We start from the raw sequence: 26,413 nt of genomic DNA, 5'->3' as shown, positions 1-26,413 counted from the left end.
AGAAGGAGCCTTCAATGGACGTCCCGATGCAGAACGATCAAGCCCTTACCCGTGACAGCCTTTATGGCACGGCCGCTGAAAGTACCTACGCCGGTATCACCAGTTTCATGCGTCGCCGTTACAGTCGTGACCTGCGCGGCGTTGATGTGGCCGTCAGTGGCGTGCCGTTCGACACGGCCACCAGCAACCGCCCCGGCGCACGCTTCGGGCCACGGGGCATTCGCGCCGCCTCGGCCGGGATCGCCTGGGAACGGCATTGGCCGTGGACGTTTGATCCGTTCGATCACCTGGCGGTCATCGACTACGGCGATTGCGATTTCGACTACGGTTCGCCGCAATCGACGCCCGAAATGATCGAAGCCCACGCCGAGCACATCCTCAATGCCGGCACGGCGATGCTGACGTTTGGCGGCGACCATTTCATTACCTATCCACTGCTCAAGGCCCATGCCCGCAAGCACGGGGCATTGTCGCTGATCCACTTCGACGCCCACAGCGATACCTGGCCGGACGAAGAGGGCAAGCGGATCGACCATGGCACCATGTTCTGGCACGCGGCCAGGGAAGGGCTGGTGGACCCGTCGCGTTCGGTACAAATCGGCTTGCGCACCACCAACGATGATCATCAGGGCTTTCAGGTGCTCGACGCACGGCAGGTGCACCGCCGTGGCTGCGAGGCGATCGTCGAGGCGATTCGCGCGCGGGTCGGCGACAACCCTGTGTACCTGACCTTCGACATCGACTGCCTCGATCCGGCATTCGCGCCGGGCACCGGAACACCTGTATGCGGCGGCTTGAGCACGGTGCAGGCGCTGGAGATTCTCGGCGGTTTGCGCGGGATCAACCTGGTGGGCATGGACGTGGTGGAAGTGGCTCCGGCCTATGACAGCGCGGAGATCACCTCACTGGCGGCGGCGACGCTGGCGATGGAGATGTTGTGCCTGTATGCGGCAAAACATAAGCTCGATAAGTAAAACGCAATCCCTCTGTGGGAGCGGGCTTGCTCGCGAAAGCGGTGTGTCATTCAATACCAATGTCGACTGACACGACGCCTTCGCGAGCAAGCCCGCTCCCACAGTTTTGATTTGTGTCAGGCCACTGGAACGATTGGCAGGTCGAGGATCTGACCACCGCTGGACCGCGCGAACGAACCGGAAATGGATTCGTGCGGCACGCCTTTGTCCACGTCACTGACGCCGTCCAGTCGTGCCAGTTGTTCGCTGCTCAACTGCACATTCAGCGCGCCCAACGTGGCATCCAGCTGCTCACGGGTCCGGGAACCGAGGATCGGAATCAGCGCCGTGGTCGAGCGCCTGGCTTTTTCCCGCAGCCAGGCTATGGCCACGTGGGTCGGGCTGGCGTCCAGTTCTGCGGCGACATCGATCAAGGTGTCGAGCAGGGCGGTTTCGCGGGCGCTTTTTTCGGCGTGGATCAGCACGCCGAGTTTGTTCGCGCGATTGTCGCCCTCACTGTTGCGATATTTGCCAGTCAGGAAGCCGCCACCCAGCGGCGACCACAAGGTCGCGGCCAGGCCCAGGGCTTCGGCCATCGGCAGTTGTTCACGCTCGGCGGTGCGTTCGGCGAGGCTGTACTCGACCTGGATCGCGGCAATCGGGGCAAAACCGCGTACCTCGGCCAGCAGGTCGGCGCGGGCGATGCGCCAGGCGGGGAAGTTCGAAAGCCCGGCGTAATGAATCTTGCCGGCACTGACCAGATCGTCGAAGCCGCGCAGGATCTCTTCCATGGGCGTGACGCCGTCGCTCATGTGCGCCCAGAACAGGTCGATATGCTCGGTCTTCAGCCGTTTCAGGCTTTCTTCGACGGCGCGCACCATGTTCTTGCGGCTGTTGCCAGTGTGGGAAATGCCGGCTGCCGGTGTAGTCCCGAGGGTGTATTTGGTGGCGATGACCAGGCGATCCCGTTCTGCGGCGATGAATTCGCTGAGCATGACCTCGGACTGCCCGCCCTGATAGCCATTGGCGGTATCGATGAAATTGCCACCGGCTTCCAGATAACCATCAAAAATCCGTCTGGCTTCGTCACGCTCGGCGCCATGGCCCCAACCGGTACCGAAATTACCCGCGCCCAGCGCCAGTTCGGAAACACGCAAGCCGGTTTTACGACCGAAAGCTTTGTAATGCATGGGATGACTCCAGAGGGATGGCGACAAGGTTTAATAGATTATCCAAAGCATCTATTTAATATGATGCTGGTAATCTAAAGCGTCAAGGTGCTTTTCCTGTCTGCACAAAACTGCCGATCACCGGTCGCGTTATCCATGGGCAATGGCATACTGCCGCCCATGACTATCGATTCCCCCTTAAGCGCCTGGCAGCATGCCATCGAACAAAAGGGCTTTGTCCAGGACGAGGCCCAGGAACATGCGGTGTGGGCGCTGCAAAAATGCCACGAAGCGTTGCACGCAGGCAGCGCGCCCATTTCCGGCGTGTACCTGTGGGGGCCGGTGGGGCGGGGCAAGACCTGGTTGATGGACCAGTTCTACCAAAGCCTGCGAGTACCGGCTCGGCGCCAGCACTTTCACCACTTCATGGGCTGGGTGCACCAACGCTCGTTTAAACTGACCGGCACTGCCGATCCGCTCAAGGCGTTGGCCCGTGAATTGGCTGAAGAGGTTCGTGTGCTGTGTTTCGACGAACTGTTCGTCAATGACATCGGCGACGCGATCATTCTCGGGCGCCTGTTCCAGGTGATGTTCGAACAGGGCGTGGTAGTGGTCTGCACGTCCAATCTGCCGCCGGAACAGTTGTACGCCGACGGCTTCAATCGCGACCGTTTCATGCCCGCCATCGCGGCGATCAAGCTGCACATGCAGGTGATTGCGGTGGATGGCGGGGAAGACCATCGCCTGCATCCGGGGGCCGGTTTGCAACGTTATTGGGTGGCCGAGCCCGGTAACCCCGGCGCTTTGGGTGAAGTATTCCAGTTGTTGAGCGTCGGCCAGTCAATATCGAGCGAGCCAGTCAAGGTCGGTCACCGTTCCCTTGAGGTGATCAAGACCAGCCCGACGGTGCTCTGGACCCGTTACGCCGCGCTGTGCGAGCAACCCTTCGCGGCCATGGATTTCATCGCCCTGTGCGATACCTACGGCGCTATCCTGTTGAGTGACGTGCCCAACCTCAGCGCACAGAAACGCGCAGGGCGCATTGCCCGCGGCACCGAGGACGGTGTCGAGCGGGTGGAGGCGGGAGATCGCGAGTTGCCGCAGTTATCGGTGCATGACGATGGTGTGCGACGGTTCATTGCCCTGGTGGACGAGTGCTACGACCGCAAGGTGCCGCTGTACCTTGAAGCGCAAGTGCCAATGGCATCGCTTTACACCGAGGGTTATCTGGAATTTCCGTTCCGCCGCACCCTCAGTCGATTGCAGGAAATGCAACTGCAGCGGTTTGCCGAAGTTTGATCGGGTTTTGATCGGGAGCAGCGAACATGAATCAGCCCCTGTCACACCATTTGCTGACCATGGCCTACCAGAACGCCTGGGCCAATCACCGACTGGCCAAGGCCTGGCGTCAGTTGAGCCCGCAGGAACTGAGCGCATCCCGGGTCAGCTTCTTCCCCTCGATCCGCGCCACCCTCAACCACATCCTCACCTGTGACTGGTTTTATGTGGACGCCCTGGAGCGCGAACTGCGCGGCGACGACCCGCATCCCGATTGCCGGGTGTTTTTCAAGGAGGACGAACCCTGCCTCGTGGCAACGGACCTGGTCGGCGAACAGGCCCACGTCGACCGCCGGCTGATCGCCTACTGCGAGCAGATGCGCGACGCCGACCTGGGCAAAATCGTGACCATCGCCCGCGACACCCCGCAACACGACAGTCGCTTGCGCCTGCTGTCCCATTTGTTTGAACACCAGATCCATCACCGCGGCCAGATTCACGCCATGCTCAGCGGCACCTCGGTCCAGCCACCGCAACTCGACGAGTTTTTCTGCGTCGGTGAGTCGCACTTGCGGGCTGAGGATTTTGCCGAACTGGGGTGGACGGAAGCCTTGATCTGGGGCGCTTGAGGCCAAAGATTTTCTCGGTTGCGATTGTCGTTGGCACGTTGCTCGCGCTATGGTCTGCGGGCACTTCAGCGTGAGTACATGCTGGGGGCTACTTCATGTGTGATCGAGGATGGAAATGGACTCCGCAGAAATTCTTGTGCTTCAGGCCAGTTACACCAATCCGGTGCATGCCGAGGCTATTTGCCTGGTGCTGAACCACTACGCCGAGGACCCGATGGGGGGCGGCCAGCCGTTGCCGGCCAATGTACTGGAGCAGCTCCCGGGCGAACTTGCCCGGCGCCCCCACGCCTTCAGTGTGCTGGCTTTTGTCGGTGGCGAGCCGGCCGGGCTGGTCAATTGCTTCGAGGGGTTCTCGACGTTTGCCTGCCGGCCGCTGGTCAATGTGCATGATGTGTCGGTGGTGAAAAAGTTTCGCGGCCTGGGCTTGAGCCAGAAGATGCTGCAAAAGGTCGAAGACATCGCCCGTCAGCGTGGCTGCTGCAAGCTCACCCTGGAGGTGCTGGAAGGCAATGCCGTGGCCCAGGGTTCCTATGAAAAAGCCGGTTTCGCCGCCGGTATGTTCGACCCGGCCCATGGACGGATGCTGTTCTGGACCAAGAACCTCTGATTCAGCAGGCAAAAAAAGGGCGTCCATCAGGACGCCCGACAGTCTTCTACCTAGAACTGCAATCAGACGTCCGTGGATCATTTCGGTCTGTAGGTTTCAGTCATTTGTGCGGTTTGATCGTCCGGAACCCGCAGTTCAATGCTTTGGATGGGGTGGCCCAGGGCTTCTTGCTGGGCCAGTCGCAGGCTTTCGTAGTAATAGCGCATGCGTTCGGCCCCACCTTCGGCAAAAGCACTGGTTGAGCCCAAGGCCATCAGGCCGGCGAGAATCATTGCGGTGCGTTTCATGGTTTGCCTCCCACTACAGATGTCGGATGCCTTTCGTCCATGAATCAATGAAGCAGTGTCGAAATGGCATTATCCGCCGATTCGGTCAATTGGGAATCAACTTCACCAACGACCTGCATGGCTGCAACGGGAGCATGAAAAAGGGGCCGGAACCGGCCCCTGAAAGGATTACTGCTGAACGACAGTCGGTGGCGTTTTGGGCTTCATCAGGCTGAAGTCGATCAGCGCACGCTGCTGACGCTCATACGGGTTGCCGATCATCAATGGCCGGGCCTTGAAGCTGTCGCTGACCAGGCTTTTGCTGCGATCGAGTTCGTCGAAGCTCAGGCCCGCCAGGTCGGCCCAGGTGTGAATCAGGTGCGAGCTGCTGTAAGGGCGCGAGAGATCACCCGCGAGGTTCCAGTCATGGGTTGCGCGCCATTTTGGCGATGCCCAGGCCATGAACGGAATGGTGTACATCGGTGCTGTCGGCTTGTTCTCGTTGCGCCCCAAGGTGCTGTGGCCCACGGAATCGAACACGTCTTCGCCATGGTCGGACAGGTACAGCAGGAAGCCGTTCGGATCGGTCCTGGCGTAGTCCTTGATCAGGCTGGACACCACGAAGTCGTTGTACAGCACGGCATTGTCGTAGCTGTTGTACGTCGGCAACTGGTCATCGCGAATGCCGGCAGGCACGCCCTCACGGTCCTGGAACTTGTCGAAGGTCGACGGGTAACGGTACTGGTAGCTCATGTGCGTGCCGAGCAAATGCACGACGATGAGTTTGCGTGGTGCCCCGTCGGCCAGGGCCTTGTTGAAGGGCTCGATCACGTCGCCATCGTACTGGGCGGCGTTCTGGTTGCGGTTGTTGTTCAGGTACACCTGTTCATCGGCCTGTTCGGAAAAGGTCGTGAGCATGGTGTTGCGCTTGGTCATGGTCTGCTGGTTGGTGATCCAGAAGGTCTTGTAACCTGCCTGTTTCATCATGCTGACCAGCGATGGCGTCGACAGGTACAGGTCGGGGTTTTCTTCGTCGGCGAAGGTCAGGACCTGCTGCAGCGCCTCAATGGTGTAGGGGCGCGGCGTAATGACGTTGTCGAAAACGTCCAGTTGATCCTTGAGCTTGTCCAGTTCCGGCGTGGTTGCCCGGGGGTAGCCGTACAGGCTCATGCGCTGACGGTTGGTGGACTCACCGATCACCAGCACCAGGGTCGCAGGCGTGTTGGCCATTGCGTCCTTCAGGTTGTGCAGCGGTGGAATCTTGCTGGCGTTATTGAGCATGTCCTGCATGCCGGCCAGGGTTTCCAGGTAGCGGTGATAGGCCACGGCCATTTGCCATGGCACCGCCGGCTCGATGCGGGTTTCGAACTTGTCGAAGCCTTCGGCGAAACTGCCGGTGCGTGAGGTTTGCTTGATCAGCGGATAACCGACGACCGCCACGACAATGGCCACCGCGGCCACGATTGCCTTGCCACGGGGCAGGTACACCGGGCGCAGGCGTGTCCACAGGAACCAGGAAAAAGCGGTGTGTGCCAGGAACGCCGGCACCATCCACCAGGCAAAGTACTGGGTCATGTACTCGCCGGCTTCAGCCACGTTCGACTCAAACATGATGAAGATGACGCTCTGGGAAAACTCCTGCTGATAAATGAAGAAGTAACCCAGGCTCGCCATGGAGCACGCCCACAGTACGACGCCGATCACGGCAGCCATGACGCGGGTTTGCCGGGGGAACAGCAACATCGGCGCCAGCCAGAAGGCGCTCATGACGAAGGCCTGGCGGAATCCGCTAAAGCCGGAGGTGCCAGTCAACTGGATGAGTAGTTGGGTGATGCCGGAAAAGTACCAGAAGAATACAAACAGCCAGACAAATCCGGCCCAATCAAAACCTGCCGCAGTCGTGTTGCTGCGTTTAAACAAAGACATTCAGCGCTCCAGCCGAGAGTTCACTACCACCGCCGGGACTTGGATATCACGGACGACGAACGAGGGCCGCGCGGAATCGGGCGACCTAAACGAGTAATTGTCGTGTAACAATTGTGAAAATTTTGTGAGTTGCCAGGGGCGGCAGGGCGTGAGCCGGTGCGGAAGCAGTGCAGACCGCTCCCGCTTCAAAGAGGGGGGGTCAGGCGAGTGGGGCGTGTTGCACCACAGCCAGGGGCTGCACTTGATTGGTTTGCAGCAGCAGCCGCAATTGTGCCAGTTCCTGCTTCAACTGATCGCGTTCGTCTTTCAACTGGCGCAATTCATCGCGACGGATTGTGACGTAAAGGGTTTGTGCTGGCAGTGCGGTATGTACTGTGCCCATTGCTCACCTCGCAAATGGCGTGTCTCAACTGTAGGTACGCCTCGAAATCCGGGGCTGACCTACTATCGGCGCCAATTTTGATTTCTTTTGCCCCAGAAGGGAACTTTTTTATTTTTCATGGTCGTTGTGTCTTCGGTTTGATTCCCGACGTTATCCATCAGGATCGGGCACAATGCCCGGAAACTTCGTGCCAACGCTCTGGACTAACCTCATGAGTCGCGTTGGGCTATAACCTTTGACACACTTAATTTGTAGTAGGGAGCATCAGCACATGCAACTCGGGATTATTGGACTGGGCCGCATGGGCGGCAATATTGCGCGGCGCCTGATGCTCAACGGGCACACCACCGTTGTTTACGATCGCAATACCGCCTTTGTCGAAGCCTTGGCTACAGAGGGCTCCACGGGCGTCACCGATCTGCCGGCGCTGGTCGCCGGCCTGGCCAGGCCGCGTGCGGTCTGGGTCATGCTGCCAGCTGGCGCGCCGACCGAAGAAACCATCGACACCCTGAGCACCTTGCTCGAAGCCGGCGATACCATCATCGACGGCGGCAACACCTTCTATAAAGACGATATCCGCCGGGCGAAGACCCTGTCGGAAAAAGGCCTGCACTACATCGACGTCGGTACCTCCGGCGGTGTCTGGGGCCTGGAGCGCGGTTACTGCATGATGATCGGCGGCGATGCCGAGACTGTTAAGCGCCTCGACCCGCTGTTCGCAACCCTGGCCCCTGGCCTGGGCGACATCCCGCGCACCAAGGACCGCAAGTCCGACGACGATCGTGCCGAGCGTGGTTACATTCATGCAGGTCCGGCCGGTTCCGGGCACTTCGTGAAGATGATCCACAACGGCATCGAATACGGAATGATGCAGGCGTTCGCAGAAGGCTTCGACATCCTCAAGACCAAAAACAGCGAGAACCTGCCGCAAGACCAGCGTTTCGACCTGAACGTCGCCGATATCGCCGAAGTGTGGCGTCGTGGCAGCGTGGTGTCCTCGTGGTTGCTGGACCTGACTGCCGACGCCCTGGCCAGCGATCCGAAACTCGACGGTTTCTCCGGGTCCGTGGCCGACAGCGGTGAAGGTCAATGGACCATCGAAGCCGCCATGGAACAAGCGGTGCCGGTGCCGGTGCTGTCGAACTCGCTGTTCTCGCGCTACCGTTCCCGTGGGCAAGGCACCTTTGGCGACAAGATTCTCTCGGCCCAGCGCTTCGGCTTCGGCGGCCATGTGGAGACCTCGAAAAAATGACCCACGCGATCCGCAGGAAATCCAAGGCTGAACCCGCGCCGCCGACCACGCTGTTCCTGTTCGGCGCCCACGGCGATCTGGTCAAGCGCCTGCTGATGCCGGCGCTGTACAATCTCAGCCGTGACGGTTTACTCGGGAATGGACTGCGGATCATCGGCGTTGACCACAACGCCATCAGCGATGAAGGCTTCGCGAAAAAACTTGAAGACTTCATCCGCAACGAGGTGGCCACCAGGACCGGCAAGGGCGATCAAGCCCTTGACCCGGCGCTGTGGGCCAAACTCGCCAAAGGCATCAGCTACGTCCAGGGCGATTTCCTGGACGACAGCACTTATCAAGCGCTGGCGGCAAAAATCGCCGACAGCGGTACTGGCAATGCGGTGTTCTATCTGGCCACCGCGCCGCGTTTCTTCAGTGAAGTGGTGCGCCGTCTTGGCTCGGCCGGCTTGCTGGAAGAAACCCCCGAGGCTTTCAGAAGGGTGGTGATCGAAAAACCCTTCGGTTCCGACCTGCATACGGCCGAAGCCTTGAACGCTTGCCTGCTCAAGGTGATGACGGAAAAGCAGATCTACCGCATCGACCATTACCTGGGCAAGGAGACCGTACAGAACATCCTGGTCAGCCGGTTCTCCAACAGCCTGTTCGAAGCGTTCTGGAACAATCACTACATCGACCACGTGCAGATCACCGCCGCCGAAACCGTGGGCGTGGAAACCCGTGGCAGTTTCTATGAGCACACCGGCGCGCTGCGGGACATGGTGCCCAATCACCTGTTCCAGTTGCTGGCGATGGTGGCGATGGAGCCGCCCGCCGCGTTCGGCGCCGATGCGGTGCGCGGCGAGAAAGCCAAGGTCGTTGGCGCGATCAGGCCCTGGACGGTGGAGGAAGCCCGCGCCAATTCGGTACGGGGCCAATACGCCGCGGGTGAGATCGACGGCAAGGCACTGCCGGGCTACCGCCAGGAAAACAACGTCGCACCCGACAGCAATACCGAAACCTATGTGGCCCTCAAGGTCATGATCGATAACTGGCGATGGGTCGGCGTGCCGTTCTATCTGCGAACCGGCAAGCGCATGAGTGTGCGTGACACCGAGATCGTGATCTGTTTCAAGCCGGCGCCCTATGCGCAGTTCCGCGATACCGAGGTCGATGAGCTGCAGCCGACCTATTTGCGCATTCAGATCCAGCCGAACGAAGGCATGTGGTTCGACCTGCTGGCCAAGCGTCCCGGCCAGGCCTTGAAAATGGACAACATCGAGCTGGGGTTCGCCTACAAGGACTTCTTCGAGATGCAGCCGTCCACCGGCTACGAAACCCTGATCTACGATTGCCTGACGGGTGACCAGACGCTGTTCCAGCGTGCCGATAACATCGAAAACGGCTGGCGCGCCGTGCAGCCGTTCCTGGATGCCTGGCAGCAGGATTCCAGCGTGCAGAGCTACGTTGCCGGGGAAAACGGCCCCAAGGCCGGCGAAGAACTGCTCACCCGTGACGGTCGCGTCTGGCACCGCCTCGGATAACACCTATCTTCTGTGGGAGCGAGCTTTTGTGGCGAGGGGGCTTGCCCCCGTTCGGCTGCGAAGCAGTCGCCATTTCATCACTCGGTGTACCTGCTACAGCGTAGTAGTAGGTTTGGGGCCGCTGCGCAGCCAACGGGGGCAAGCCCCCTCGCCACAAAGGCTCGGCGGTGTCAGAGCCAGTAACTCACCGCATACCAGCCCAATGTCCCCATCACCACGGTGTACGGCAGCGCCATCCAGACCATTCGCCCGTACGACAGACGCACCAGCGGTGCAATCGCCGAGGTCAGCAGGAACAGAAACGCCGCCTGACCGTTGGGCGTCGCCACGCTCGGCAGGTTGGTACCGGTATTGATCGCAATCGCCAGGGTTTCGAAGTGCTCACGGGTCATCTCACCCGCCATGAACGCGCGCTTCACTTCGGTGATGTAAATGGTTGCAACGAACACGTTGTCGCTGATGGCGGACAGCAGGCCGTTGGCAATGAACAGCATGCCCGGTTGTTGGTCTGCCGGGAGCGTCAGCACCCAGTGAATCAGTGGGGCGAACAGTTGCTGGTCGTGAATCACCGCGACCACGGCGAAAAACACCACCAACAATGAGGTGAACGGCATGGCGTCCTTGAACGCTGTGCCCAGGCGGTGTTCGTCGGTGATGCCGGTAAAGGCGGTAATCAACACGATCACCATCAAACCGATCAAACCCACTTCGGCGATGTGGAACGCCAGCCCGGCAATCAGAATCAATGCGGCAAAGCCTTGCACCAGTAGCGCTGCACCTTGGCGCGTGGTGCGCTCGGCATTGTCTTCGGCGGCGTAGTTGGCCAGCACCGCACGAACGTTATCCGGCAGCAGCGTGCCGTATCCGAACCAGCGCAGCTTTTCCAGCAGGACGCAGGTTACCAGCCCGGCAACCAGTACCGGCAGGGATACCGGCGCAACCTGGGTGAAGAACTCAGCGAAGTGCCAGCCCATTTCATGGCCGATCAGCAGGTTCTGCGGTTCACCGACCAGCGTACAGACACCGCCCAGCGCGGTGCCCACGGCGCCGTGCATCAGCAGGCTGCGCAGGAAGGCGCGGAACTGTTCCAGATCACGGTGATGCAGGGTGGGCAGATGTTGGTCGTCGCTGAACTCGCTGTCCTGGCGCGGATCGTTGCCCGAGGCGACGCGGTGATACACCGAGTAAAAACCTACGGCGGCACTGATGATCACGGCAGTCACAGTCAAGGCATCGAGGAACGCCGACAGAAAGGCCGACAGAAAGCAGAACATCAGGGACAGCAAGGCTTTGGAGCGGACCCCGAGCAGCAGGCGCGAGAACAGGTAAAGCAACAGGTCCTTCATGAAATAGATACCGGCCACCATGAACATCAGCAGCAGGATCACCGGGAAGTTGTGCAACAACTCGTCGTACAGCGCCTGGGGCGTGGTCATCTTCAGCAGCAGGGCTTCAATCAACAGCAGCCCGCCGGGCATCAGCGGATAGCATTTGAGTGCCATGGCCAGGGTGAAGATGAACTCCAGCACCAGTAGCCAGCCGGCAGCCACCGGGCCTGCGGTCCAAAGCACCAGGGCATTGAGGATGAGAAAGCCGACGATGCAGGCCTTGTACCAACGGGGCGAGTGCCCGAGAAAGTTGTGCGCGAACGCCTGGGCCATTGAACCGGACATCGGCTGCTCCTTGTCTTGAGAAGCGCGCAAGTTGCCGCAAGCGCGCGAGAAGATCAAGCGCAGGAAAAATGCCGGTGTTTATCCCTGGAAACGAGCGATGACCGCCTTGTAGTTTCCGTGTAGCGAATAGCCTCCCACTACAATGTTTCCATCGGCGTACGCGGCGACACAGGTGGCGGTATCCAGACTGGGGCCCAGGCGCGTACGTGTATAGCCGCTGCCTTTGCCAAAACGGCGATCGGGAAGGCCGTTGGGCAGGTATCGCCCGAGAATGAAGTCTGCTTCGACGCCGCCGATGGTGGCGCCCGCCGTGAGCACACTGCCATCAGGCTGTAACTGCGCGGCGGTCCACTGGCATCCGCTGTAACCGATTTCCCGCCGCTGCGGATGTCCTCCGTTGCAATGACTGTCGGGGCGGCCGTTGCTGTGCATTTTAAATGTCAGGCAGTGCATCGGCTCGCGACTGCTGCCAAAACACAGGATTTCGCCTTCGTTTTGCTGGACCACCCGACAGACCCGGGCGCCATGCCCTTGGGCCTTGAAGGTCATGAATCCATCCACGGCAAATCGGTCGTCGAGGCGCCCGTCCGGGTGATAGCGTGCCAGCAAGCCTTCCTCGGGAAAATTGATCGATCCACCGACCAGGATTCGGCCATCACGTTGTACCGTCAGGCTGCTGAGCCAGGTATTCATCAGCAGGTGCCTGACCATCACGAAGCCGCGGTCGTTGAACGAGCAGTCCAGCGAGCCTTCGACATCCAGGCGTATCAGCATGCCGACGTGATCGGCCAGTTCGTAGTGATGGTTGGCCAGGATCAGGATCCGGCCGTCTTGCTGTATGGCCACATCGCAGGCTTCTGCGCCCGGCACACCGAGAGGCAGCCGGATATCGCGCATGCCCAGGGACAGATCGCCAGGTAATCGCACGACACGGTGGCCATTATCGCCAAAACCTTGCACCAGGCGGCCATCCTGATCCAGCAATGCCAGGGCCGGGAGCGTGCGGTGCGCGTTTACGTATTGCAGGCCAGCCAACAGGATGTTGCCGTCGGGCAGGATCAGGACCTTGGTGCCCATGGCTTCGAACCCCGGTTCGAATTGCCCGATGACACTGCCTTGTTTGCCGAACGTCAGGTCTGCGCAACCATCCGCCAGCAAGCGGGCCAGGCCAAAGCGGATGCCATCGGCCATGCCGACTTTTGCGGCTACCAGCAAGCGACCTTGCGCATCGATCGCAACGTCATTGGCCAGACTGAAAAGGCTGTCGGCGAAATAGACCTGGGTTTTGCCGTTGGCGGCAAACGTCGTATCGAGGGCCCCGGCGTTGGTCCGGGTAGCGGAGTAGGCAAAAGCGGACTGGCTTGACATGCACCGCATCTCCTTGCGAGTCGTCCTGATCCAGAAGTTTGGGTGGCGACTTGATAGGGAGATTATTCAATCCCTGAATGAAGGGATGCACAACTGTAAGAACTAACAGACGGAGGGTCGCTGTGTGCCACAACAGTGTCTTTTCGAACCAATGGCGAGCCTGCAAAGTATCAGGCGTATGTGAAGTTCGAATTAAACAGTGTCACGTAGTGTGCGCGGCCAGAAAAAACCTGCGAACTAAAGACAGGAAAAGGGCGCGGATTACCCCGGAGTAATCCGCAAAACGATTAGTGCGGCATCGACCACGACTGCAGTGTGTAACCTTCCTCGCTCAGTTCGGCGCGAGCCTGTTCCAGCAGCCGTTCGAGTTGCGCTGGATCGGAATAGGCGCTGCTTGGGATCTGCTTGCGGCCAATGCTGGTGCTGGTGCGGTCGATAACGGTCAGGCTGAGTTCGCCATTGCCGTCTTGTGGGGCCCAGGCCACGCATTTGAATGGTTTAAATGCGCGGTCGGCAATCAGAAGTGCTTCGTTGATACGGAGCGGGGCGTTCATAGGGTCTTCTCTCTGTATGCCCAATCAAGTGATAGGCCGACGGTTGGGCTTACCGTTCAGCTGGTTACTTGTACTGATGCCCGCAACCGGGGTTCGGGTCACACACAATCAAAAGAAATTTCCACTTTATTTCACAGATTCAAGGAAGAGCCTGACATTGAAAGCTGAATGAAAGGAAAGAGTCGTTAGGTAACTAACATAATTGCAACTTATAACTGGTTTTGTGACATCCCTATAGTCAAACAGTACAAGGCCCTGTCAAATTCTTGCTAATGTTACAGCCAGGTCTGCCAAATGACTGTTTTTATTAAATTTTCATAAATTTGGCGCCAAGGATCAGTCATGAGTGATGCGCCTGCCTTACGACGTTTGTTAGTGGTGGACCCCTGTGACGATTGCTATCGCCTGCTCCCTGGATTGCGCGCCATCGGTTGGGACGTTGACAGCTGCACGCTGGAGAAAGCCGTTGACCGAACCTGTGACGTGGGCTTGCTGCGCTTGCAGCCTTTTCACCTTGAGCACCCGGAGGCCGTCAAAGAGCTGATCAGCCGCAGCGGCACCGAGTGGATAGCCGTACTCAACCAGGATGTACTGCGGCTGCAAAATGTCGGCGACTTCGTCTGTGAATGGTTTTTTGACTTTCATACCTTGCCGTTCGATGTGTCCCGGGTCCAGGTAACACTGGGGCGCGCGTTTGGCATGGCGCGCTTGCGCGGGCAGGGCACGGTCTATGTCGACCAGCCCGAGCACGAATTGCTGGGCGACAGCAAACCTATTCGTGAGCTGCGAAAGCTGTTGAGCAAACTGGCTCCGACCGAATCTCCGGTGTTGATTCGCGGTGAAAGCGGCACTGGCAAGGAACTGGTCGCACGAACCCTGCATCGTCAGTCCCAGCGTCACAGCAAACCCTTCATTGCGATCAATTGTGGTGCGATTCCCGAGCATTTGATCCAGTCCGAGTTGTTCGGCCATGAGAAAGGCGCATTTACCGGCGCGCACCAACGCAAGGTCGGACGGATAGAAGCCGCCAACGGTGGCACCCTGTTTCTCGACGAGATCGGTGACCTGCCACTGGAGTTGCAGGCCAACCTGTTGCGGTTCCTCCAGGAAAAACACATCGAGCGGGTCGGCGGCAGTCAGCTGATTCCGGTGGATGTGCGGGTTCTGGCGGCAACGCATACCGACCTTGAAGCCGCCATCGAGAAGAAGCGCTTTCGCGAAGACCTGTATTACCGCTTGAACGTACTGCAAGTGGCGACCGTTCCGCTGCGCGAGCGCCATGGCGACCTGGCGGTGTTGGCCAACCACTTCTCTCATTTCTATAGCCATGAAACCGGGCGCCGCCCACGCAGTTTCAGCGAAGACGCGTTGATTGCCATGGGCAAACACGACTGGCCAGGCAATGTTCGCGAACTGGCCAACCGCGTTCGTCGCGGGCTGGTGTTGGCCGAAGGCCGGCAGATCGAGGCCCGTGACCTGGGGTTGATCAGTCAGCATACGCTCGCATCGCCGATGGGCACCCTCGAAGAATACAAGTCCCGGGCCGAACGCCAGGCGTTGTGCGATGTATTGAGTCGCCACAGCGATAACCTGAGTGTCGCCGCCAAAGTATTGGGTGTGTCGCGACCGACCTTCTACCGGTTGTTGCACAAGCACCAGATTCGCTGAACCCCGGCCGCAAACCAAAACCCCGCTGCGATTGCAATTGCAGCGGGGTTTTTGTTCGGGTCAGAAGTAGTAGGGGAGTTTCAGGCTGAACTGGAAGTCCGGGGCATCGTCCGTCATGCCGATGGACAGGTTGGGCACGATGGTCAGGTTGTCGGTGGCCGCAATGGTCATGCCGATGTTGAAGTAACCGGCGTTGGCATCGCTGGAGACCACCGCTTGCCAATCCCCGCCATCTTCCTTGAGCTTGCTTTTGCGTTGCACCAGGTCAGAGACCGAGAACGACATACTCATCTTTTCGTTCAAGGCGAACGCAATGCCGGCGCCGATCTGGAAGCTGTCGCCAATGCGTACTTTGCCCGGTGTCTCGACCGCCGGGTTGGAGCTGATGTCGTCGAAAGACTCTTCCATGTTGTACGTGTAGGACAGGCTGCCGAACAGCACCGCCGGATCGAACGTCTTGACCAGGGAGATCCCCGGCGTAATCGACCAGACGCCGTTACCGGTAGGCAAGGATTCAGGCACGGCCAGGTTAGAGTTATCGGCCACCCGAACCAGCTTGATGCCGAACGGGTCTTTGCCGGTAGGCGCCTTGACGCGCAAGGTCACTACGGCATCCGGCGTGTTGGCCGATTCGTCGAGGAACTTGTAGGCGATACCGAAGTTGACGTCGCCTATGGTCGGGTCTTCCTTGACGGTGTCTTCGGTCGTGACGTTTGCGGCGCCGCTATTGCCGCCACCGGACTGGTACGTGGACTCACGGTAGACCACCGGCACGTTCAGGTCGAACTGCCAGCGATTGTTGAAGTTGTAGCGACCGGTGAGGTCAAGCGTCCAGGTGTCGGCCTTGATCCGGTCCAGGTTGATAGCGCCCAGGAAGATCGAGTCCAGGGCGAGAAAACCGTTGAGGACCAGTTGGCGGGAATCGTAGCGGGAGTAGGTTATCCCGGTTTCGACGCTGAACTTGCCACCGCCGAAAAAACCGCTGGCCTCGTCATACAGGTTCGAAACGCTTTGCGCCGGTTGCGAGTCATTGGCCAGCGATTGTCCATAAGAGCTGCCGCTACCCCCCGAGGCGGCTGCGGCGCCGGTGCCGACGCCTGGATTGCCCTTGAGATCCGCGGGCGACTTGGCCAGGCGTTTGGGAGGGGGCGAAGCGGGCTGCTCTTCGACCTGGCGGACCCGTTGTTCGAGAACCGCCAGGGCTTTTTGCTGTACTTCGTATCGTTGTTTCAACTCCAGAAGCTCTTGTTTGAGCGCCTCCAGTTCCGGGTCAGGTGCTGCCTGCAACATCGCCGCCGGGAGTAGAGCACTCAAGCATGCAACTGCACGCAGTGATACTGATCGGTACATGAAATAAGCCGTCCATTTGTGCCCAATGGTCCAGACTCAGCGTAGTTCAATAGCCCATGGTCCGTAATGCAGCGAGTTGGTTGAGGTTGCAGTCCAATGCACCCGCACTCGGGCCATTATTGTTGAGCACAACGTTGAGTTGAGTCATGTTGTCGACCACATTGCTGCTGCCCAGCAACCGGGTGTTTTGCAGCAACCCGCCTTGGGCGACTTGTTGCAGGCTGGTGCCCTGGTTGTTGTTGGCGGTAATGGCCATCTGAACGCCGCCGCTGGTCGCGGATACCGCGACACTGCCTGCGGCATTGCTGCCGGTGATGGTTTGACCGGCTATCAGCGCCTGGCCCTGGCCCGGCACCAGTGCAGGGGCCGTGCTGGCCTCTTTGACGTTGATAGCGATGTTGTTGTTTGCGCTGTTGCCATCACCTGCGGCCCGTGTGACCTGGGTTATGCCCCGGGGAGTGCTCAGGGCTGCGCCCCCCGACACGTGACCGCTGCCCGACCTGGACGTGCCGCCATGACCCGATTGCTTGATGGTCGAAACATAGAACTCGGGCTTGACCGTTGCGGCTTGAAGTTGCATCGAGGTGGACGCTCCGATCAGGTCACCACTGGCATTGCGCCAGGTACTGCTCATGACGACACCGAAGCTGATGACCCGCCCCGGCATCACATATCGGCCACGCAACTCGGCCAGTTCCTGGTCCTTGATTTCGATGGGTCTGAACTCATCAGCAAAACCTGAAGTGTTCGCTGCCAGACAGACAGCGACCACCCAATACGAGGTTTTCATTTGCTGCTCCCGGAGCATCCTGCCCCCTATCATCTTGTTGGCGATTAAAAGAAGTCGCTCTGTATGAAACCAAAATCCATCAATTCGGCATCTTTGACCGGGTTGAAGTTATCCATCTTGTTCTTGGCTGTCAGCGGTTCCGGTGGACTGCGTAACGCATTGGACTTGTCGTAACCGGGACCGACGATAGCGAAAATAATGCCATTCCAGCCTTTGACAAAGTCATCGTGGGAGTAGCGTTTGTGACCGAGTACCGGATCGCCGATATAGACCCAGTTCTTGTCCGCCCGCTGCAACACCACGAAGTGCTTGTAGCCGCGAATTTCCATCAATACCACCACCGGAATCGTCACGGCTTCGAGCCTTTCCGGCGGGATCCTGTAGCCCCGGGCGCGCATGCCGATGCGCTCTATGTAGCGCTTCATGTCCAGCATGGAAAAACCCTGGGTACGCACAAGGTCCTGGTCTGCGGTGACCAGCATGCCCTTGATGATGTGCTCCTCATCGACGTCGAGCCAATAAGCCTGGCGCAGTATCGTTGCCAGCGCGGCGGCGCCACAGCTGAAATCGGTTTTTTGTTCGACGATGTCGCTGAACTTGCGCTCGCGCAAACTCTGTACGTGCTTGTACACCAGCACGCCGCCCGGCAGGGCGGCAACCGGCATCTGTGCAGCCTGGGTCAGGCCAGACAGGCAGAGCAGGGCGAAAAGGACAGTCTTACGCATGATCGATACGCCTTGGGACTGTGGAAAAGCCCCGTCGCCGGGGCTTTCATTGCAATCGCGATTACAAACAGGACTTGCAGCCCGCGGCGATGGACAGCGAGTTGCTTTGCTGGTTGCCCACACCAGACGATACGTTGGCTCCGCCGTTGCCGGAGAAGTTGTTCATCGAGCCCGTTATCGACGCATTGTTGGTTACAGGGGCTTTCCAGCCCTCTGGCGTGATCACTTGTTGAGTGGTTACGCCCGCCAGACCGAGTACACCCACGGTAGCGAAATCAGTCTGGGTGCTGTCGTCATGGTTGGCGTTGTTGGTGACGTTCAGCCCGGTCGTGCTTTGGTTGGCCGCCGCCGCCGCTTGCGCTACGCGACCGCCCGAAACGGCGATCGCCAGGTTGTTTTTCTGTTGGTTGAAGTCGCCGGTGGTCACGTTGATGCCGATGTTGCCGGAACCGCTGTTGCCTGCGTTGTTGAGCGTTGTGTTGTTGGTGCTGGAGTGGTTCCTGGCGGTGTTGCCGTTGCTCTTCTGAGTCGCGCTGGAGACAGCGACCGCGGTGCCGAAGATGAAGCTTTCGTCAGCCGTGGCAAGGGCGGCGGCGTTGTCTTGCTGGTTGCCGTTACCGGCTGCAACGTTGGCGCCCATGTTGCCGTTGGAGTTGTTCAGGGAGTTATCGACTCTAGCGTCGTTCCTGGTGTCCCGGTTCAATGCGCTGCTGTCACTGCTTTCCTGCGAGTCCAGCACGGCGGCCCCGGCGCCTGCCGTAATCTGCAGAATTTGTTCCAGCGTCGGGCCTTTAGGCTGATGGTTGTTACTCTGGCCATCGCTCTGGCCGCTGCCTTGATCATCATCAAGGCTGCCTGCTTGTGCTGCAAATGCCATCACTGCTGCCAGAGCGAAAGCCAGAGGTTTGAGAGCAGTTGTCGGGTTCATGGTGTTTCTCCGTGCTCATTAGTTGGTCAGGTGTTGGTACTTCCCTAATCGCACTGTTTCGGGTCAGTCAGCGACCCGGATGCTCAAGGTGTTAGCCATTCGGTTCCCCACCCCGGCACTCTGGTTTACCTGGATCACTCCCCGGCTGCCGGTGAAGGCCTGGTCGCTTGTCACGACCTGGCGACTGCCATTTGGGGCGCCAGTTGCTCCCGAGTTCGGTAACAACGCCACGTTCTGTTGAGAAAGGGCACTATCGTCGATGGCTTGCGGTGCGGCGCTGATGCTGATGCGCATGGCGTTGGCCATCTGGTTGTTCGCCCCGGCGCTCTGGTTGACGCCCAGTACGCCGTTGCCATTACTGAAGGAGGAGCCGCCGATAGTGGCCGTCGCGTCCATCGACGGATTGGCAGGCGTAGTGATTTTCTGCCGGATGCTGGTGATCGCACCGGCCTGGGTGCCAATGGCGATCGCGCGGACGTTGGCCTGCTGTTGTTGATCGCCAGCCGCCTGGTTGACGTTGAAGTTGCCGCGGTATTGAGTACCGGAATCCTGGAGGGTGGCGTTGTTCACCGAACCGACGCCCGAATCGGCCATCACACTGGTGCAGCCGAGCAGGGCAAGTAACAGCAGGGATCGACTCATCTCATTGGCCTCCCGCCATTCTGCCCAGTGAACCGAGGCCGCTGCTCATGGCGCGGTTGATGGTTCCGGAAATGGCGCTGCCACTGCCACCACCGTGACCCACAGACATGCCGGGCATACCGTTGGGGTTGGTGACGACGTTGAGGCCTTGCAGGCCACCCAGGCTTTGCCCGTTGTTGTGGCGAAGGGCGGTTCCGGTGGTGACCCCGGCGATGTCGGCGTCACTGAGTTCGCCGGTGACGCGGGCCGATGGGTTGGCATTGAGGGTGTTGGGGTTTGGATCCCTGCCGCCGCTGCGACCGATGGGCGTCGGGTGAATGGTGCGATCAAGCACGATGACGCCGTTGCCTTCGGCTTGAACGTCAAAACTGAAAACCGTGCCTGCAGCGCTCGCGATCAGCAGCAGGCACGTCAAGGCATGTTTATCGAGTATCCCCACGACGGTCTTTCCTTCTCATGTGGGCTGGTTCTGGTCGGCTTTTTGAAGGAGAGAGCGAAAGCTGTGCCGGTTTTTGAATATCTCGTTGATTCAATGGCTTATGGATATTGCCCGGATAGCCTTTGCCGAGAATGTTTCAAAGGTGAGACGAAACCCTGCGCAGGCAGCCCTTATTTGCGGATAAATCGCTCTGGAACAAGGGTTTCGGCGGTGTTGTATCAATGACTTAACAAATCCGATGATCCAGCGGCGAAGGGCGCTGAAACAGGCGGTTTGAGGCGGGAAGGGTGTTTCAGGATCGGACACTTTTCCCCCGGGACAGGGGGGGGTAGTGGGGAAATTGCCCCAAAAGGCCGGTCAGACGCCGAGCAATCGGCTCACGGCGTTCAGTGCCTGGAATCGGCGTTCTGCCCAATCTCCGCGCAGTACTTGAACCGGTTGGGCGTGGCGCTCAAGCCAGGCCAGGGTCTGCTCGAAAAATGCCTGGCGCTCACTCAATCGGGGTTGGCAACGCTGGCCATCATCCGTCCATTCGACGTGTTCCGGCGACAGCAGCAAGTGCAAGTCGTAATGCCGGGCCAGTAGCGCTTGTTCGAGCCAGGCGGGGCAGTCGCCGAACAGGGTTTGGCTCCAGAGGATATTGCTCAGCAGGTGCGTGTCGAGGATGAGCAAAGACGGTTGTTGCGCACGGGCTTCGTCTTCCCATGCCAATTGTCCGCGGGCGATGTCCGGAATGTCGGCCAAGGTGGTGTCCCGGGAATTCTGCTCGATGAACCAGCGCACATACTCCTCGACCAGAACCCCGCCGAAACGCTGCTGCAACTCGGCCGCCAGCCAGCTTTTACCGCTGGATTCAGGGCCTGTGAGTACCAGGACTTTCATGCGCGCAACGCCGGATCGGCGCGCCATTGGCGCCAGCCCTGCACGGCGATAACGGCGAACAGCCCGTACAGGGTGGCGGTCAGGTACAGGTCCTTATAGATGAACAGCCCCACGAAAATCACATCCAGGGCGATCCATAGCGGCCAGCACTGGACACGTTTTTGCGCCATCCAGACCTGCGCCACCAGGCTGAATCCGGTCAGGGCCGCATCGAGCCAGGGTTGCGCGGCATCGGTCCAATGGGCCATGGCCGCCCCCAGCAACAGGCTGCCGAGTGCACCGATGGCCAGGCTCAACGCCACGGAACGGGAATCGAGCCAACTGACTTCGCGGCCATGGGGCGTTTCGCCAGCCCGTGTCCACTGCCACCAGCCGTATAGCTGCAAGGCGGCATAGACGACTTGCAGCAACATGTCCGAATACAGCTTCACCTCAAAAAAGATCCAGCTATAGAGCAGCACCATGACCAGACCGATGGGCCAGCACCAGGCGTTCTGTTTGACCGTCAGCCAGACGGCAATGACACCGAGGGCGGCGGCAAACAGTTCAAGCCCGGACATGGAGGTTCCTTGGTGAAATCGAAGAGGGGGCCGATTGTAACCGGATTGGCGTCGGGAATCCCGTGGAGCAGGGTGTGCTTCGTTGGTGCGCGAATAACGCGGCAGCGCCAATCGGACTTGTCTGATAGGATTTCGGCCCCGCGCGGGTAAACCCCGATCAGGATTGTTTTTTCACAGGATTTTGACGGTTCCGTGGAGATCCTTGATGTGCGGGGCTTCAGCTAGGCTGATCGCAATTCAAGCTTTGGAAAAATACTAACGGGGCATGCCGGCGCGCATAGCCTTTTGGGGGATTGATGGATCTTTGGACCGCCTTTCAGGCATTGATACTTGGGGTTGTAGAAGGGCTGACCGAGTTCCTGCCCATTTCCAGCACCGGCCACCAGATCATCGTGGCCGACATGCTCGGCTTCGGGGGCGAGCGGGCGATGGCGTTCAACATCATTATCCAGCTGGGTGCCATCCTGGCGGTGGTATGGGAATTTCGACGCAAGATCTTCGATGTGGTCATCGGCCTGCCGACTCAGCCGAGCGCTCGGCGGTTTACCGCGAACCTGTTGATTGCATTCTTGCCGGCCGTGGTGCTGGGCGTGATCTTCGCCGACATGATCCACGAGTACCTGTTCAATCCGATCACCGTGGCAGCGGCGCTGGTCGTGGGCGGGTTCGTCATGTTGTGGGCCGAGCGTCGGCAGCATGAAGTCCACGCCGAAACGGTGGATGACATGACCTGGAAAGATGCCCTGAAAGTCGGCTTCGCCCAATGCCTGGCCATGATTCCGGGCACTTCGCGTTCGGGCTCGACGATCATCGGCGGGTTACTGTTCGGCCTGTCGCGCAAGACCGCTACCGAGTTTTCGTTCTTCCTGGCGATGCCAACCATGGTCGGCGCAGCGGTGTACTCGGGCTATAAATACCGTGACCTGTTTGTCCCGTCCGATTTTCCGGTGTTCGCGATCGGCTTCGTCACGGCGTTCGTCTTCGCGATGATCGCGGTCCGCGGGCTGCTCAAGTTCATCGCCAACCACAGCTATGCGGCGTTTGCCTGGTATCGCATTGTGTTCGGCCTGATCATCCTGGCGACCTGGCAGTTCGGTTGGGTCGACTGGAGCGCGGTCAAGTCGTGAGTGACTCAAGCTCGCGCAATAACCCCGGGCACCAGCCCGGGGGACAGATCCGTAATCCACGGCTGAAGTGGCTGGTGTTTGCAATCCTGTGTGCGTTGCCGCTGTCGGGGGCGGTGTCTTCATGGCTGCACGGGGTGTCGCTGATTCCCCTGGCGGCCTACGGCATCGTCAGCGTCGTGACGTTTTTCCTGTACTGGAGCGACAAGCGCAAGGCCCGCGCCGAGCAATGGCGTACGCCGGAGAATGTCCTGCATGCGCTGGAGCTCGCCGGCGGCTGGCCCGGTGCCTTGCTGGCGCAGCAAGCGTTCCGGCACAAAACCCGCAAAATCTCCTACCAGTTGGTGTTCTGGATCATCGTGCTGATGCACCAGGTGTTCTGGATCGACCACCTGTTCCTCGGCGCACATATGTTCGCCTTGTTCTGATCAACAAGGTCCTAAAGCAACAAGCCGACTTGAGTGCGCTTGGGCAGTTTGCTCACCACCAACTGGTGGGAACGCTGCAACAAGCCTTGTAGTTCTTCGTTGCCGAGCGGGTAGGGCGTTTCCATGATGATCCACTGGGCGCGCGCCAGATAAGGCGCCGGATGAATCCCCGGGCGGTCGCAATGACCGAGAAACAGATCCTTGTCGACCTTGAAGGCCAGGGAATCACCCCGCAGGCCCTGCAAGGCGAACATCTTGTTCCCGGCAATCGAAAACACCCGCACGCCGCCCCATTTATAGTCTTCCCGCGCTCCGGGCAGGGTAAGGCAGAATTTCGCGACATCCTCTTCGCTCATCCGTCCGGCTTTCATAACAATCGTTCCCCACAGGCATTGAATGACTCGACCAGATGGTCAATCCAGGCGCGTACCGCCGGCATGACCCCGCGTCGATGAGGATAGACCGCTTGCAGCCAGCCACCGGGCAACGACCAGTCGGGCAACAACTGCACCAGTGCACCGTTTTCCAGTTCCTGCTCGCAATACATCATGGGCAGCATCGTAAAGCCCAGGCCAGAGAGGGTGCTGGCCTTGCGCACGATAAAGTCATCGATGCCCAGCCGGGCCTCGAGCGCCAGTTCGCAACTTTTGCCTTTTTGATCCAGCATGCGGATGTGCACCATGCGGTCGGCTTCGAGGGCGCCGAGCACCGGCAGGTTTTTCAGATCGTCGGGATGGTTGATCTCACGGCCAACGAGGAAGCCGGGACTGGCGACCATCAGCATCTGCGCCTGACGCAGGCGGCGGGTCACCAGCAGCGGGTCTTCGTCGCCCAGCTCGCGCACTCGCAGGGCCACGTCAATGCCTTCGTTCACCAGGTCGACCCGGCGGTTGAGCAGCATGACCTCCAGCTGGACTTGTGGAAACCTTTCCAGAAAGTCGCTGATCACCCCCGGCAATATTTCATGGGCCAGCCCAACCGGGCAGGACACCCGCAAACGCCCGCGGGGCTCGCTGGACATGCTGGCCACGGCCTCGTCGGCCATTTCCGCCTCCAGCAGCATCGCCTGACAGTGCCTGAGGTAACGCTCACCGACGGCAGTCAGTTTCAGTTGTCGGGTGGTGCGTTGCAGCAGTCTTGCGCCGAGGCGCTCTTCCAGTTCGGCGATGCGCCGTGACAATCGGGACTTGGGGATGCCCAGCAAACGCCCGGCCGCGGCGAACCCCCCGGCTTCCACGACTTTGGCGAAGTAATACAGGTCGTTGAGGTCTTGCATGATGTGAATCCAATTGTCCTATCTGTGGGACGAACTATCGCATTGTTACCGTCTAATCAACTATTGGTTTCGTGTGTAGGATTAGTCCCATCAGATCGCCCTTGTGGGCGATCCTCACTTGGAGATCCCACATGAAACTGCTGCATATCGATTCGAGCATCCTGGGCGACAACTCGGCTTCCCGTCAGTTGAGCGGTGAAGTCGTCAAAGCCTGGCAAGCCGCCGAGCCAACCGCCGTGGTGACTTACCGCGACCTGGCCGCCGACGCCATCAGCCATTTCTCCGCCACCACCCTGGTCGCCGCCGGCACCACCGCTGAACTGCGCAACGCCGCACAACAGCACGAAGCCCAACTGAGCGCCTCGACCCTGGCCGAATTCCTGGCTGCCGATGCCGTGGTGATTGCCGCACCGATGTACAACTTCACCATCCCGACTCAACTCAAAGCCTGGATCGACCGCATCGCGGTGGCCGGCCAGACCTTCCGTTACACCGAAGCCGGCCCTGAAGGCCTTTGCGGCGGCAAGAAAGTCGTGATCGTTTCGACCTCCGGCGGCATGCACGCCGGTCAGGCAACCGGTGTTGCCCACGAAGAGTATTTGAAGTTGCTGTTCGGTTTCATCGGTATCACCGACATCGAAATCGTCCGTGCCGAAGGCCTGGCTTACGGTGACGACGTGCGCAACAAGGCCATGAGCGCTGCCCACGCACAAATCAGCGAGCAGTTGTTCGCCGCTGCGTAAGGCTTGGGTAAAAGTAAGCAACCGTTCAGGTAAAGCCCAAAAAACTCTGTATTCTGGCTACGCAAGTACCAGTTACGGAGTTTTTTGTTTCTGGTCGTTTCAGATTGTGGCCCGACTCATGCAGTCCAGGGCGTACGTCTCAAGTCCGGTAACAAGGCGGGGCATCCATGATGCGTCTTTGTGCAACTTTACTGATTTGCCTGCTCAGCAGCTTGAATACAGTGCACGCCGCGCCTGCACCGCATCCTCACTGGAGCGTCGGCTTCCACGAGATGACTTTTCTCGACCCGCTGGACTTGCAGCCGATGCGCGCCATTGCCTTCTATCCTTCCAGTGATCGGGAGCACACCAGCAAGCTCGAGGGTTACACCGTCGAAGCCGGGGAGGACACCAAGGTCGCCATCGGCCGGTTCCCGATGCTGATGCTGTCCCACGGAAATACCGGTACCCCGCTGGCCCTGCACGACCTTGCCACGTCACTGGCGCGCAAAGGCTTTGTCGTGGTGGCGGTGATTCACCCCGGTGACAACTCCAGGGACCACAGCCGACTCGGTACTTTGAGTAACCTGTACGGCCGGCCGATCCAGATTTCCGAAGCCATTACCGAGACCTTGGGCGATCGTATGCTGTCGCCGTTCGTCAATGCCGATCAGGTGGGGGTCATTGGCTATTCGGCCGGTGGCGAGACCGCATTGATCCTGTCCGGCGCGACCCCGGACCTGGATCGCCTGCGCCGTTACTGCCAGGAGCGCCCGGATGACCGCGATGCCTGTAACACCCAGGGCGAATTGATTGTCGACCGCGACGACCTGCAACCGGTGGCAGATCCTCGCGTCCACGCCTTGATGCTGATGGCACCGTTGAGCCTGAAGTTCGGCCGCCACACCCTCGCCGATGTGCATGTGCCGGTGCTGCTTTACAGCGGCGATGGCGACAAGCTGGTGGCTGTCGACAAGAACGCCGCGGCGCTGGCGCGCAAACTGCCGACGGCGCCTGACTTCAAGTTGTTGGCGGGGGCAGGGCACTTCGTCTTCATGGCGCCGTGCAATGACGAGCAGATCGTAATCATGCCTGCGCTGTGCACCGATGCCGATGGTGTCGATCGGCAGGACATTCATCGCAATCTGATCTCCGAAGCCGGACGCTTCTTCACGCGTACCCTGGGCAGGCCGACCCGGGCGGGGATGCAGACCGCCGACCAGTAATGCGCCACATATTCTGTGGGAGCGGGCTTGCTCGCGAAGGCGGTGTGTCAGGCAGTACTTATGTCTACTGACACAC

At 59.6% G+C, this 26,413-nt stretch carries 28 protein-coding genes; 11 read left to right on the top strand and 17 right to left on the bottom strand.

Annotation, left to right across the window (positions count from 1 at the left end; genetic code table 11):
• Positions 1–14: 14 nt before the first annotated feature.
• Complete coding sequence (gene speB, locus KGB29_RS19325; RefSeq protein WP_150814022.1) at positions 15–974, top strand: agmatinase; 960 nt, start codon at positions 15–17, stop codon at positions 972–974.
• A gap of 116 nt (positions 975–1,090) precedes the next feature.
• Here speB and KGB29_RS19315 read toward each other — a convergent pair whose 3' ends face one another.
• Complete coding sequence (locus KGB29_RS19315; RefSeq protein ID WP_223616472.1) at positions 1,091–2,143, bottom strand: aldo/keto reductase; 1,053 nt, start codon at positions 2,141–2,143, stop codon at positions 1,091–1,093.
• A gap of 159 nt (positions 2,144–2,302) precedes the next feature.
• Here KGB29_RS19315 and zapE point away from each other — a divergent pair, with 159 nt between their 5' ends.
• From zapE to KGB29_RS19300, 3 genes are all read left to right on the top strand, one after another.
• On the top strand, positions 2,303–3,421 hold the full coding sequence (zapE, locus tag KGB29_RS19310; protein WP_150814020.1) for a cell division protein ZapE: 1,119 nt from the start codon (positions 2,303–2,305) through the stop codon (positions 3,419–3,421).
• A gap of 26 nt (positions 3,422–3,447) precedes the next feature.
• Positions 3,448–4,029, top strand: a complete 582-nt coding sequence (locus tag KGB29_RS19305; RefSeq protein WP_057714727.1) for a DinB family protein — start codon at positions 3,448–3,450, stop codon at positions 4,027–4,029.
• 115 nt (positions 4,030–4,144) lie between these two features.
• Positions 4,145–4,636: a GNAT family N-acetyltransferase gene (locus tag KGB29_RS19300; RefSeq protein WP_150814019.1), complete on the top strand. Its 492-nt coding sequence runs from the start codon at positions 4,145–4,147 to the stop codon at positions 4,634–4,636.
• A gap of 77 nt (positions 4,637–4,713) precedes the next feature.
• On the opposite strand, the gene KGB29_RS19295 is transcribed toward KGB29_RS19300, so the two are convergent.
• From KGB29_RS19295 to KGB29_RS19285, 3 genes are all read right to left on the bottom strand, one after another.
• Entirely contained in the window at positions 4,714–4,923 is a 210-nt protein-coding gene (locus KGB29_RS19295; protein WP_057714728.1) for a hypothetical protein, read from the bottom strand.
• A gap of 168 nt (positions 4,924–5,091) precedes the next feature.
• Positions 5,092–6,828, bottom strand: a complete 1,737-nt coding sequence (locus KGB29_RS19290) for a phosphoethanolamine transferase CptA (protein WP_150814018.1) — start codon at positions 6,826–6,828, stop codon at positions 5,092–5,094.
• A 199-nt stretch (positions 6,829–7,027) separates the two neighbouring features.
• Complete coding sequence (locus KGB29_RS19285; RefSeq protein WP_090455368.1) at positions 7,028–7,210, bottom strand: DUF6026 family protein; 183 nt, start codon at positions 7,208–7,210, stop codon at positions 7,028–7,030.
• Positions 7,211–7,481: 271 nt separating this feature from the next.
• On the opposite strand from KGB29_RS19285, the gene gnd reads away from it, so the two are divergent.
• Together gnd and zwf are read left to right on the top strand one after the other, a co-directional pair.
• Entirely contained in the window at positions 7,482–8,462 is a 981-nt protein-coding gene (gene gnd, locus KGB29_RS19280; RefSeq protein WP_150814017.1) for a phosphogluconate dehydrogenase (NAD(+)-dependent, decarboxylating), read from the top strand.
• A complete protein-coding gene (gene zwf / locus KGB29_RS19275; RefSeq protein ID WP_150814016.1) occupies positions 8,459–9,982 on the top strand; it encodes a glucose-6-phosphate dehydrogenase in 1,524 nt (507 codons plus the stop codon). Before gnd ends, zwf begins: the two co-directional genes overlap by 4 nt.
• A gap of 170 nt (positions 9,983–10,152) precedes the next feature.
• Here the strand turns inward: zwf and nhaB are convergent, their stop codons facing one another.
• From nhaB to KGB29_RS19260, 3 genes are all read right to left on the bottom strand, one after another.
• Positions 10,153–11,655: a sodium/proton antiporter NhaB gene (gene nhaB / locus KGB29_RS19270; protein ID WP_150815210.1), complete on the bottom strand. Its 1,503-nt coding sequence runs from the start codon at positions 11,653–11,655 to the stop codon at positions 10,153–10,155.
• Between the two features lie 78 nt (positions 11,656–11,733).
• Positions 11,734–13,023 carry a hypothetical protein gene (locus tag KGB29_RS19265; RefSeq protein ID WP_218544059.1) on the bottom strand — a complete coding sequence of 430 codons (1,290 nt, stop codon included), beginning with the start codon at positions 13,021–13,023 and terminating at the stop codon, positions 11,734–11,736.
• Positions 13,024–13,310: 287 nt separating this feature from the next.
• The gene (locus tag KGB29_RS19260) at positions 13,311–13,577 is read right to left on the bottom strand and encodes a hypothetical protein (protein WP_150815212.1); all 267 of its coding nucleotides are present in this window, start codon (positions 13,575–13,577) and stop codon (positions 13,311–13,313) included.
• Between the two features lie 342 nt (positions 13,578–13,919).
• Here KGB29_RS19260 and KGB29_RS19255 point away from each other — a divergent pair, with 342 nt between their 5' ends.
• Positions 13,920–15,245, top strand: a complete 1,326-nt coding sequence (locus tag KGB29_RS19255) for a sigma-54 dependent transcriptional regulator (protein ID WP_150815213.1) — start codon at positions 13,920–13,922, stop codon at positions 15,243–15,245.
• A gap of 60 nt (positions 15,246–15,305) precedes the next feature.
• On the opposite strand, the gene KGB29_RS19250 is transcribed toward KGB29_RS19255, so the two are convergent.
• From KGB29_RS19250 to pnuC, 8 genes are all read right to left on the bottom strand, one after another.
• Positions 15,306–16,595: a transporter gene (locus KGB29_RS19250; RefSeq protein WP_150815214.1), complete on the bottom strand. Its 1,290-nt coding sequence runs from the start codon at positions 16,593–16,595 to the stop codon at positions 15,306–15,308.
• Between the two features lie 46 nt (positions 16,596–16,641).
• The gene (locus KGB29_RS19245) at positions 16,642–17,403 is read right to left on the bottom strand and encodes a hypothetical protein (RefSeq protein ID WP_150815215.1); all 762 of its coding nucleotides are present in this window, start codon (positions 17,401–17,403) and stop codon (positions 16,642–16,644) included.
• Between the two features lie 26 nt (positions 17,404–17,429).
• Positions 17,430–18,110 (bottom strand): C39 family peptidase, encoded by a 681-nt coding sequence (locus KGB29_RS19240; protein WP_150815216.1) that lies wholly within the window; start codon positions 18,108–18,110, stop codon positions 17,430–17,432.
• 61 nt (positions 18,111–18,171) lie between these two features.
• Positions 18,172–19,038 (bottom strand): heme utilization protein, encoded by an 867-nt coding sequence (locus KGB29_RS19235; RefSeq protein ID WP_150815217.1) that lies wholly within the window; start codon positions 19,036–19,038, stop codon positions 18,172–18,174.
• 63 nt (positions 19,039–19,101) lie between these two features.
• Positions 19,102–19,680 carry an adhesin gene (locus KGB29_RS19230; RefSeq protein ID WP_150815218.1) on the bottom strand — a complete coding sequence of 193 codons (579 nt, stop codon included), beginning with the start codon at positions 19,678–19,680 and terminating at the stop codon, positions 19,102–19,104.
• 1 nt (position 19,681) lies between these two features.
• A complete protein-coding gene (locus KGB29_RS19225) occupies positions 19,682–20,119 on the bottom strand; it encodes a hypothetical protein (protein WP_150815219.1) in 438 nt (145 codons plus the stop codon).
• A gap of 357 nt (positions 20,120–20,476) precedes the next feature.
• A complete protein-coding gene (locus KGB29_RS19220; protein ID WP_150815220.1) occupies positions 20,477–21,001 on the bottom strand; it encodes an AAA family ATPase in 525 nt (174 codons plus the stop codon).
• A complete protein-coding gene (gene pnuC, locus KGB29_RS19215; protein WP_150815221.1) occupies positions 20,998–21,561 on the bottom strand; it encodes a nicotinamide riboside transporter PnuC in 564 nt (187 codons plus the stop codon). Before pnuC ends, KGB29_RS19220 begins: the two co-directional genes overlap by 4 nt.
• A gap of 296 nt (positions 21,562–21,857) precedes the next feature.
• Here pnuC and KGB29_RS19210 point away from each other — a divergent pair, with 296 nt between their 5' ends.
• Positions 21,858–22,688: an undecaprenyl-diphosphate phosphatase gene (locus KGB29_RS19210; RefSeq protein ID WP_150815222.1), complete on the top strand. Its 831-nt coding sequence runs from the start codon at positions 21,858–21,860 to the stop codon at positions 22,686–22,688.
• Positions 22,685–23,113, top strand: coding sequence for a DUF1294 domain-containing protein (locus KGB29_RS19205; protein WP_150815223.1), 429 nt, complete (start codon positions 22,685–22,687; stop codon positions 23,111–23,113). Before KGB29_RS19210 ends, KGB29_RS19205 begins: the two co-directional genes overlap by 4 nt.
• Positions 23,114–23,124: 11 nt before the next feature.
• Here KGB29_RS19205 and KGB29_RS19200 read toward each other — a convergent pair whose 3' ends face one another.
• Both KGB29_RS19200 and KGB29_RS19195 read right to left on the bottom strand, forming a co-directional pair.
• Positions 23,125–23,484 (bottom strand): MmcQ/YjbR family DNA-binding protein, encoded by a 360-nt coding sequence (locus KGB29_RS19200; RefSeq protein ID WP_057714747.1) that lies wholly within the window; start codon positions 23,482–23,484, stop codon positions 23,125–23,127.
• Complete coding sequence (locus KGB29_RS19195) at positions 23,481–24,389, bottom strand: LysR substrate-binding domain-containing protein (RefSeq protein WP_090455344.1); 909 nt, start codon at positions 24,387–24,389, stop codon at positions 23,481–23,483. The genes KGB29_RS19200 and KGB29_RS19195 overlap by 4 nt, the downstream gene beginning before the upstream one ends.
• Before the next feature lie 131 nt (positions 24,390–24,520).
• Between KGB29_RS19195 and KGB29_RS19190 the strand changes: the two genes are divergently transcribed.
• The gene (locus KGB29_RS19190) at positions 24,521–25,132 is read left to right on the top strand and encodes an FMN-dependent NADH-azoreductase (RefSeq protein WP_150815224.1); all 612 of its coding nucleotides are present in this window, start codon (positions 24,521–24,523) and stop codon (positions 25,130–25,132) included.
• Positions 25,133–25,299: 167 nt separating this feature from the next.
• Complete coding sequence (locus KGB29_RS19185) at positions 25,300–26,337, top strand: alpha/beta hydrolase family protein (protein ID WP_102671535.1); 1,038 nt, start codon at positions 25,300–25,302, stop codon at positions 26,335–26,337.
• Positions 26,338–26,413: the final 76 nt, after the last annotated feature.

Origin of the sequence: Pseudomonas sp. BF-B-30 (genome assembly GCF_019956305.1) — a bacterium.
GTDB lineage: Bacteria > Pseudomonadota > Gammaproteobacteria > Pseudomonadales > Pseudomonadaceae > Aquipseudomonas > Aquipseudomonas jessenii.
Note: the sequence above shows the minus strand (reverse complement) of the source record. Positions and strands in the feature narration are given on the sequence as shown.

What these genes read in the sequence shown, in the direction of transcription:
- KGB29_RS19285 (WP_090455368.1), bottom strand. Translation starts at nt 7,210, where the DNA reads ATGGGCACAGTACATACCGCACTGCCAGCACAAACCCTTTACGTCACA.
- pnuC (WP_150815221.1), bottom strand. Translation starts at nt 21,561, where the DNA reads ATGTCCGGGCTTGAACTGTTTGCCGCCGCCCTCGGTGTCATTGCCGTC.
- KGB29_RS19295 (WP_057714728.1), bottom strand. Translation starts at nt 4,923, where the DNA reads ATGAAACGCACCGCAATGATTCTCGCCGGCCTGATGGCCTTGGGCTCA.
- zapE (WP_150814020.1), top strand. Translation starts at nt 2,303, where the DNA reads ATGACTATCGATTCCCCCTTAAGCGCCTGGCAGCATGCCATCGAACAA.
- gnd (WP_150814017.1), top strand. Translation starts at nt 7,482, where the DNA reads ATGCAACTCGGGATTATTGGACTGGGCCGCATGGGCGGCAATATTGCG.
- KGB29_RS19195 (WP_090455344.1), bottom strand. Translation starts at nt 24,389, where the DNA reads ATGCAAGACCTCAACGACCTGTATTACTTCGCCAAAGTCGTGGAAGCC.
- KGB29_RS19255 (WP_150815213.1), top strand. Translation starts at nt 13,920, where the DNA reads ATGAGTGATGCGCCTGCCTTACGACGTTTGTTAGTGGTGGACCCCTGT.
- KGB29_RS19230 (WP_150815218.1), bottom strand. Translation starts at nt 19,680, where the DNA reads ATGAGTCGATCCCTGCTGTTACTTGCCCTGCTCGGCTGCACCAGTGTG.
- KGB29_RS19235 (WP_150815217.1), bottom strand. Translation starts at nt 19,038, where the DNA reads ATGAACCCGACAACTGCTCTCAAACCTCTGGCTTTCGCTCTGGCAGCA.
- KGB29_RS19315 (WP_223616472.1), bottom strand. Translation starts at nt 2,143, where the DNA reads ATGCATTACAAAGCTTTCGGTCGTAAAACCGGCTTGCGTGTTTCCGAA.
- nhaB (WP_150815210.1), bottom strand. Translation starts at nt 11,655, where the DNA reads ATGTCCGGTTCAATGGCCCAGGCGTTCGCGCACAACTTTCTCGGGCAC.
- KGB29_RS19210 (WP_150815222.1), top strand. Translation starts at nt 21,858, where the DNA reads ATGGATCTTTGGACCGCCTTTCAGGCATTGATACTTGGGGTTGTAGAA.
- KGB29_RS19305 (WP_057714727.1), top strand. Translation starts at nt 3,448, where the DNA reads ATGAATCAGCCCCTGTCACACCATTTGCTGACCATGGCCTACCAGAAC.
- KGB29_RS19245 (WP_150815215.1), bottom strand. Translation starts at nt 17,403, where the DNA reads ATGCTCCGGGAGCAGCAAATGAAAACCTCGTATTGGGTGGTCGCTGTC.
- KGB29_RS19290 (WP_150814018.1), bottom strand. Translation starts at nt 6,828, where the DNA reads ATGTCTTTGTTTAAACGCAGCAACACGACTGCGGCAGGTTTTGATTGG.
- KGB29_RS19260 (WP_150815212.1), bottom strand. Translation starts at nt 13,577, where the DNA reads ATGAACGCCCCGCTCCGTATCAACGAAGCACTTCTGATTGCCGACCGC.
- KGB29_RS19265 (WP_218544059.1), bottom strand. Translation starts at nt 13,023, where the DNA reads ATGTCAAGCCAGTCCGCTTTTGCCTACTCCGCTACCCGGACCAACGCC.
- speB (WP_150814022.1), top strand. Translation starts at nt 15, where the DNA reads ATGGACGTCCCGATGCAGAACGATCAAGCCCTTACCCGTGACAGCCTT.
- zwf (WP_150814016.1), top strand. Translation starts at nt 8,459, where the DNA reads ATGACCCACGCGATCCGCAGGAAATCCAAGGCTGAACCCGCGCCGCCG.
- KGB29_RS19190 (WP_150815224.1), top strand. Translation starts at nt 24,521, where the DNA reads ATGAAACTGCTGCATATCGATTCGAGCATCCTGGGCGACAACTCGGCT.
- KGB29_RS19200 (WP_057714747.1), bottom strand. Translation starts at nt 23,484, where the DNA reads ATGAAAGCCGGACGGATGAGCGAAGAGGATGTCGCGAAATTCTGCCTT.
- KGB29_RS19300 (WP_150814019.1), top strand. Translation starts at nt 4,145, where the DNA reads ATGGACTCCGCAGAAATTCTTGTGCTTCAGGCCAGTTACACCAATCCG.
- KGB29_RS19240 (WP_150815216.1), bottom strand. Translation starts at nt 18,110, where the DNA reads ATGCGTAAGACTGTCCTTTTCGCCCTGCTCTGCCTGTCTGGCCTGACC.
- KGB29_RS19185 (WP_102671535.1), top strand. Translation starts at nt 25,300, where the DNA reads ATGATGCGTCTTTGTGCAACTTTACTGATTTGCCTGCTCAGCAGCTTG.
- KGB29_RS19220 (WP_150815220.1), bottom strand. Translation starts at nt 21,001, where the DNA reads ATGAAAGTCCTGGTACTCACAGGCCCTGAATCCAGCGGTAAAAGCTGG.
- KGB29_RS19250 (WP_150815214.1), bottom strand. Translation starts at nt 16,595, where the DNA reads ATGTACCGATCAGTATCACTGCGTGCAGTTGCATGCTTGAGTGCTCTA.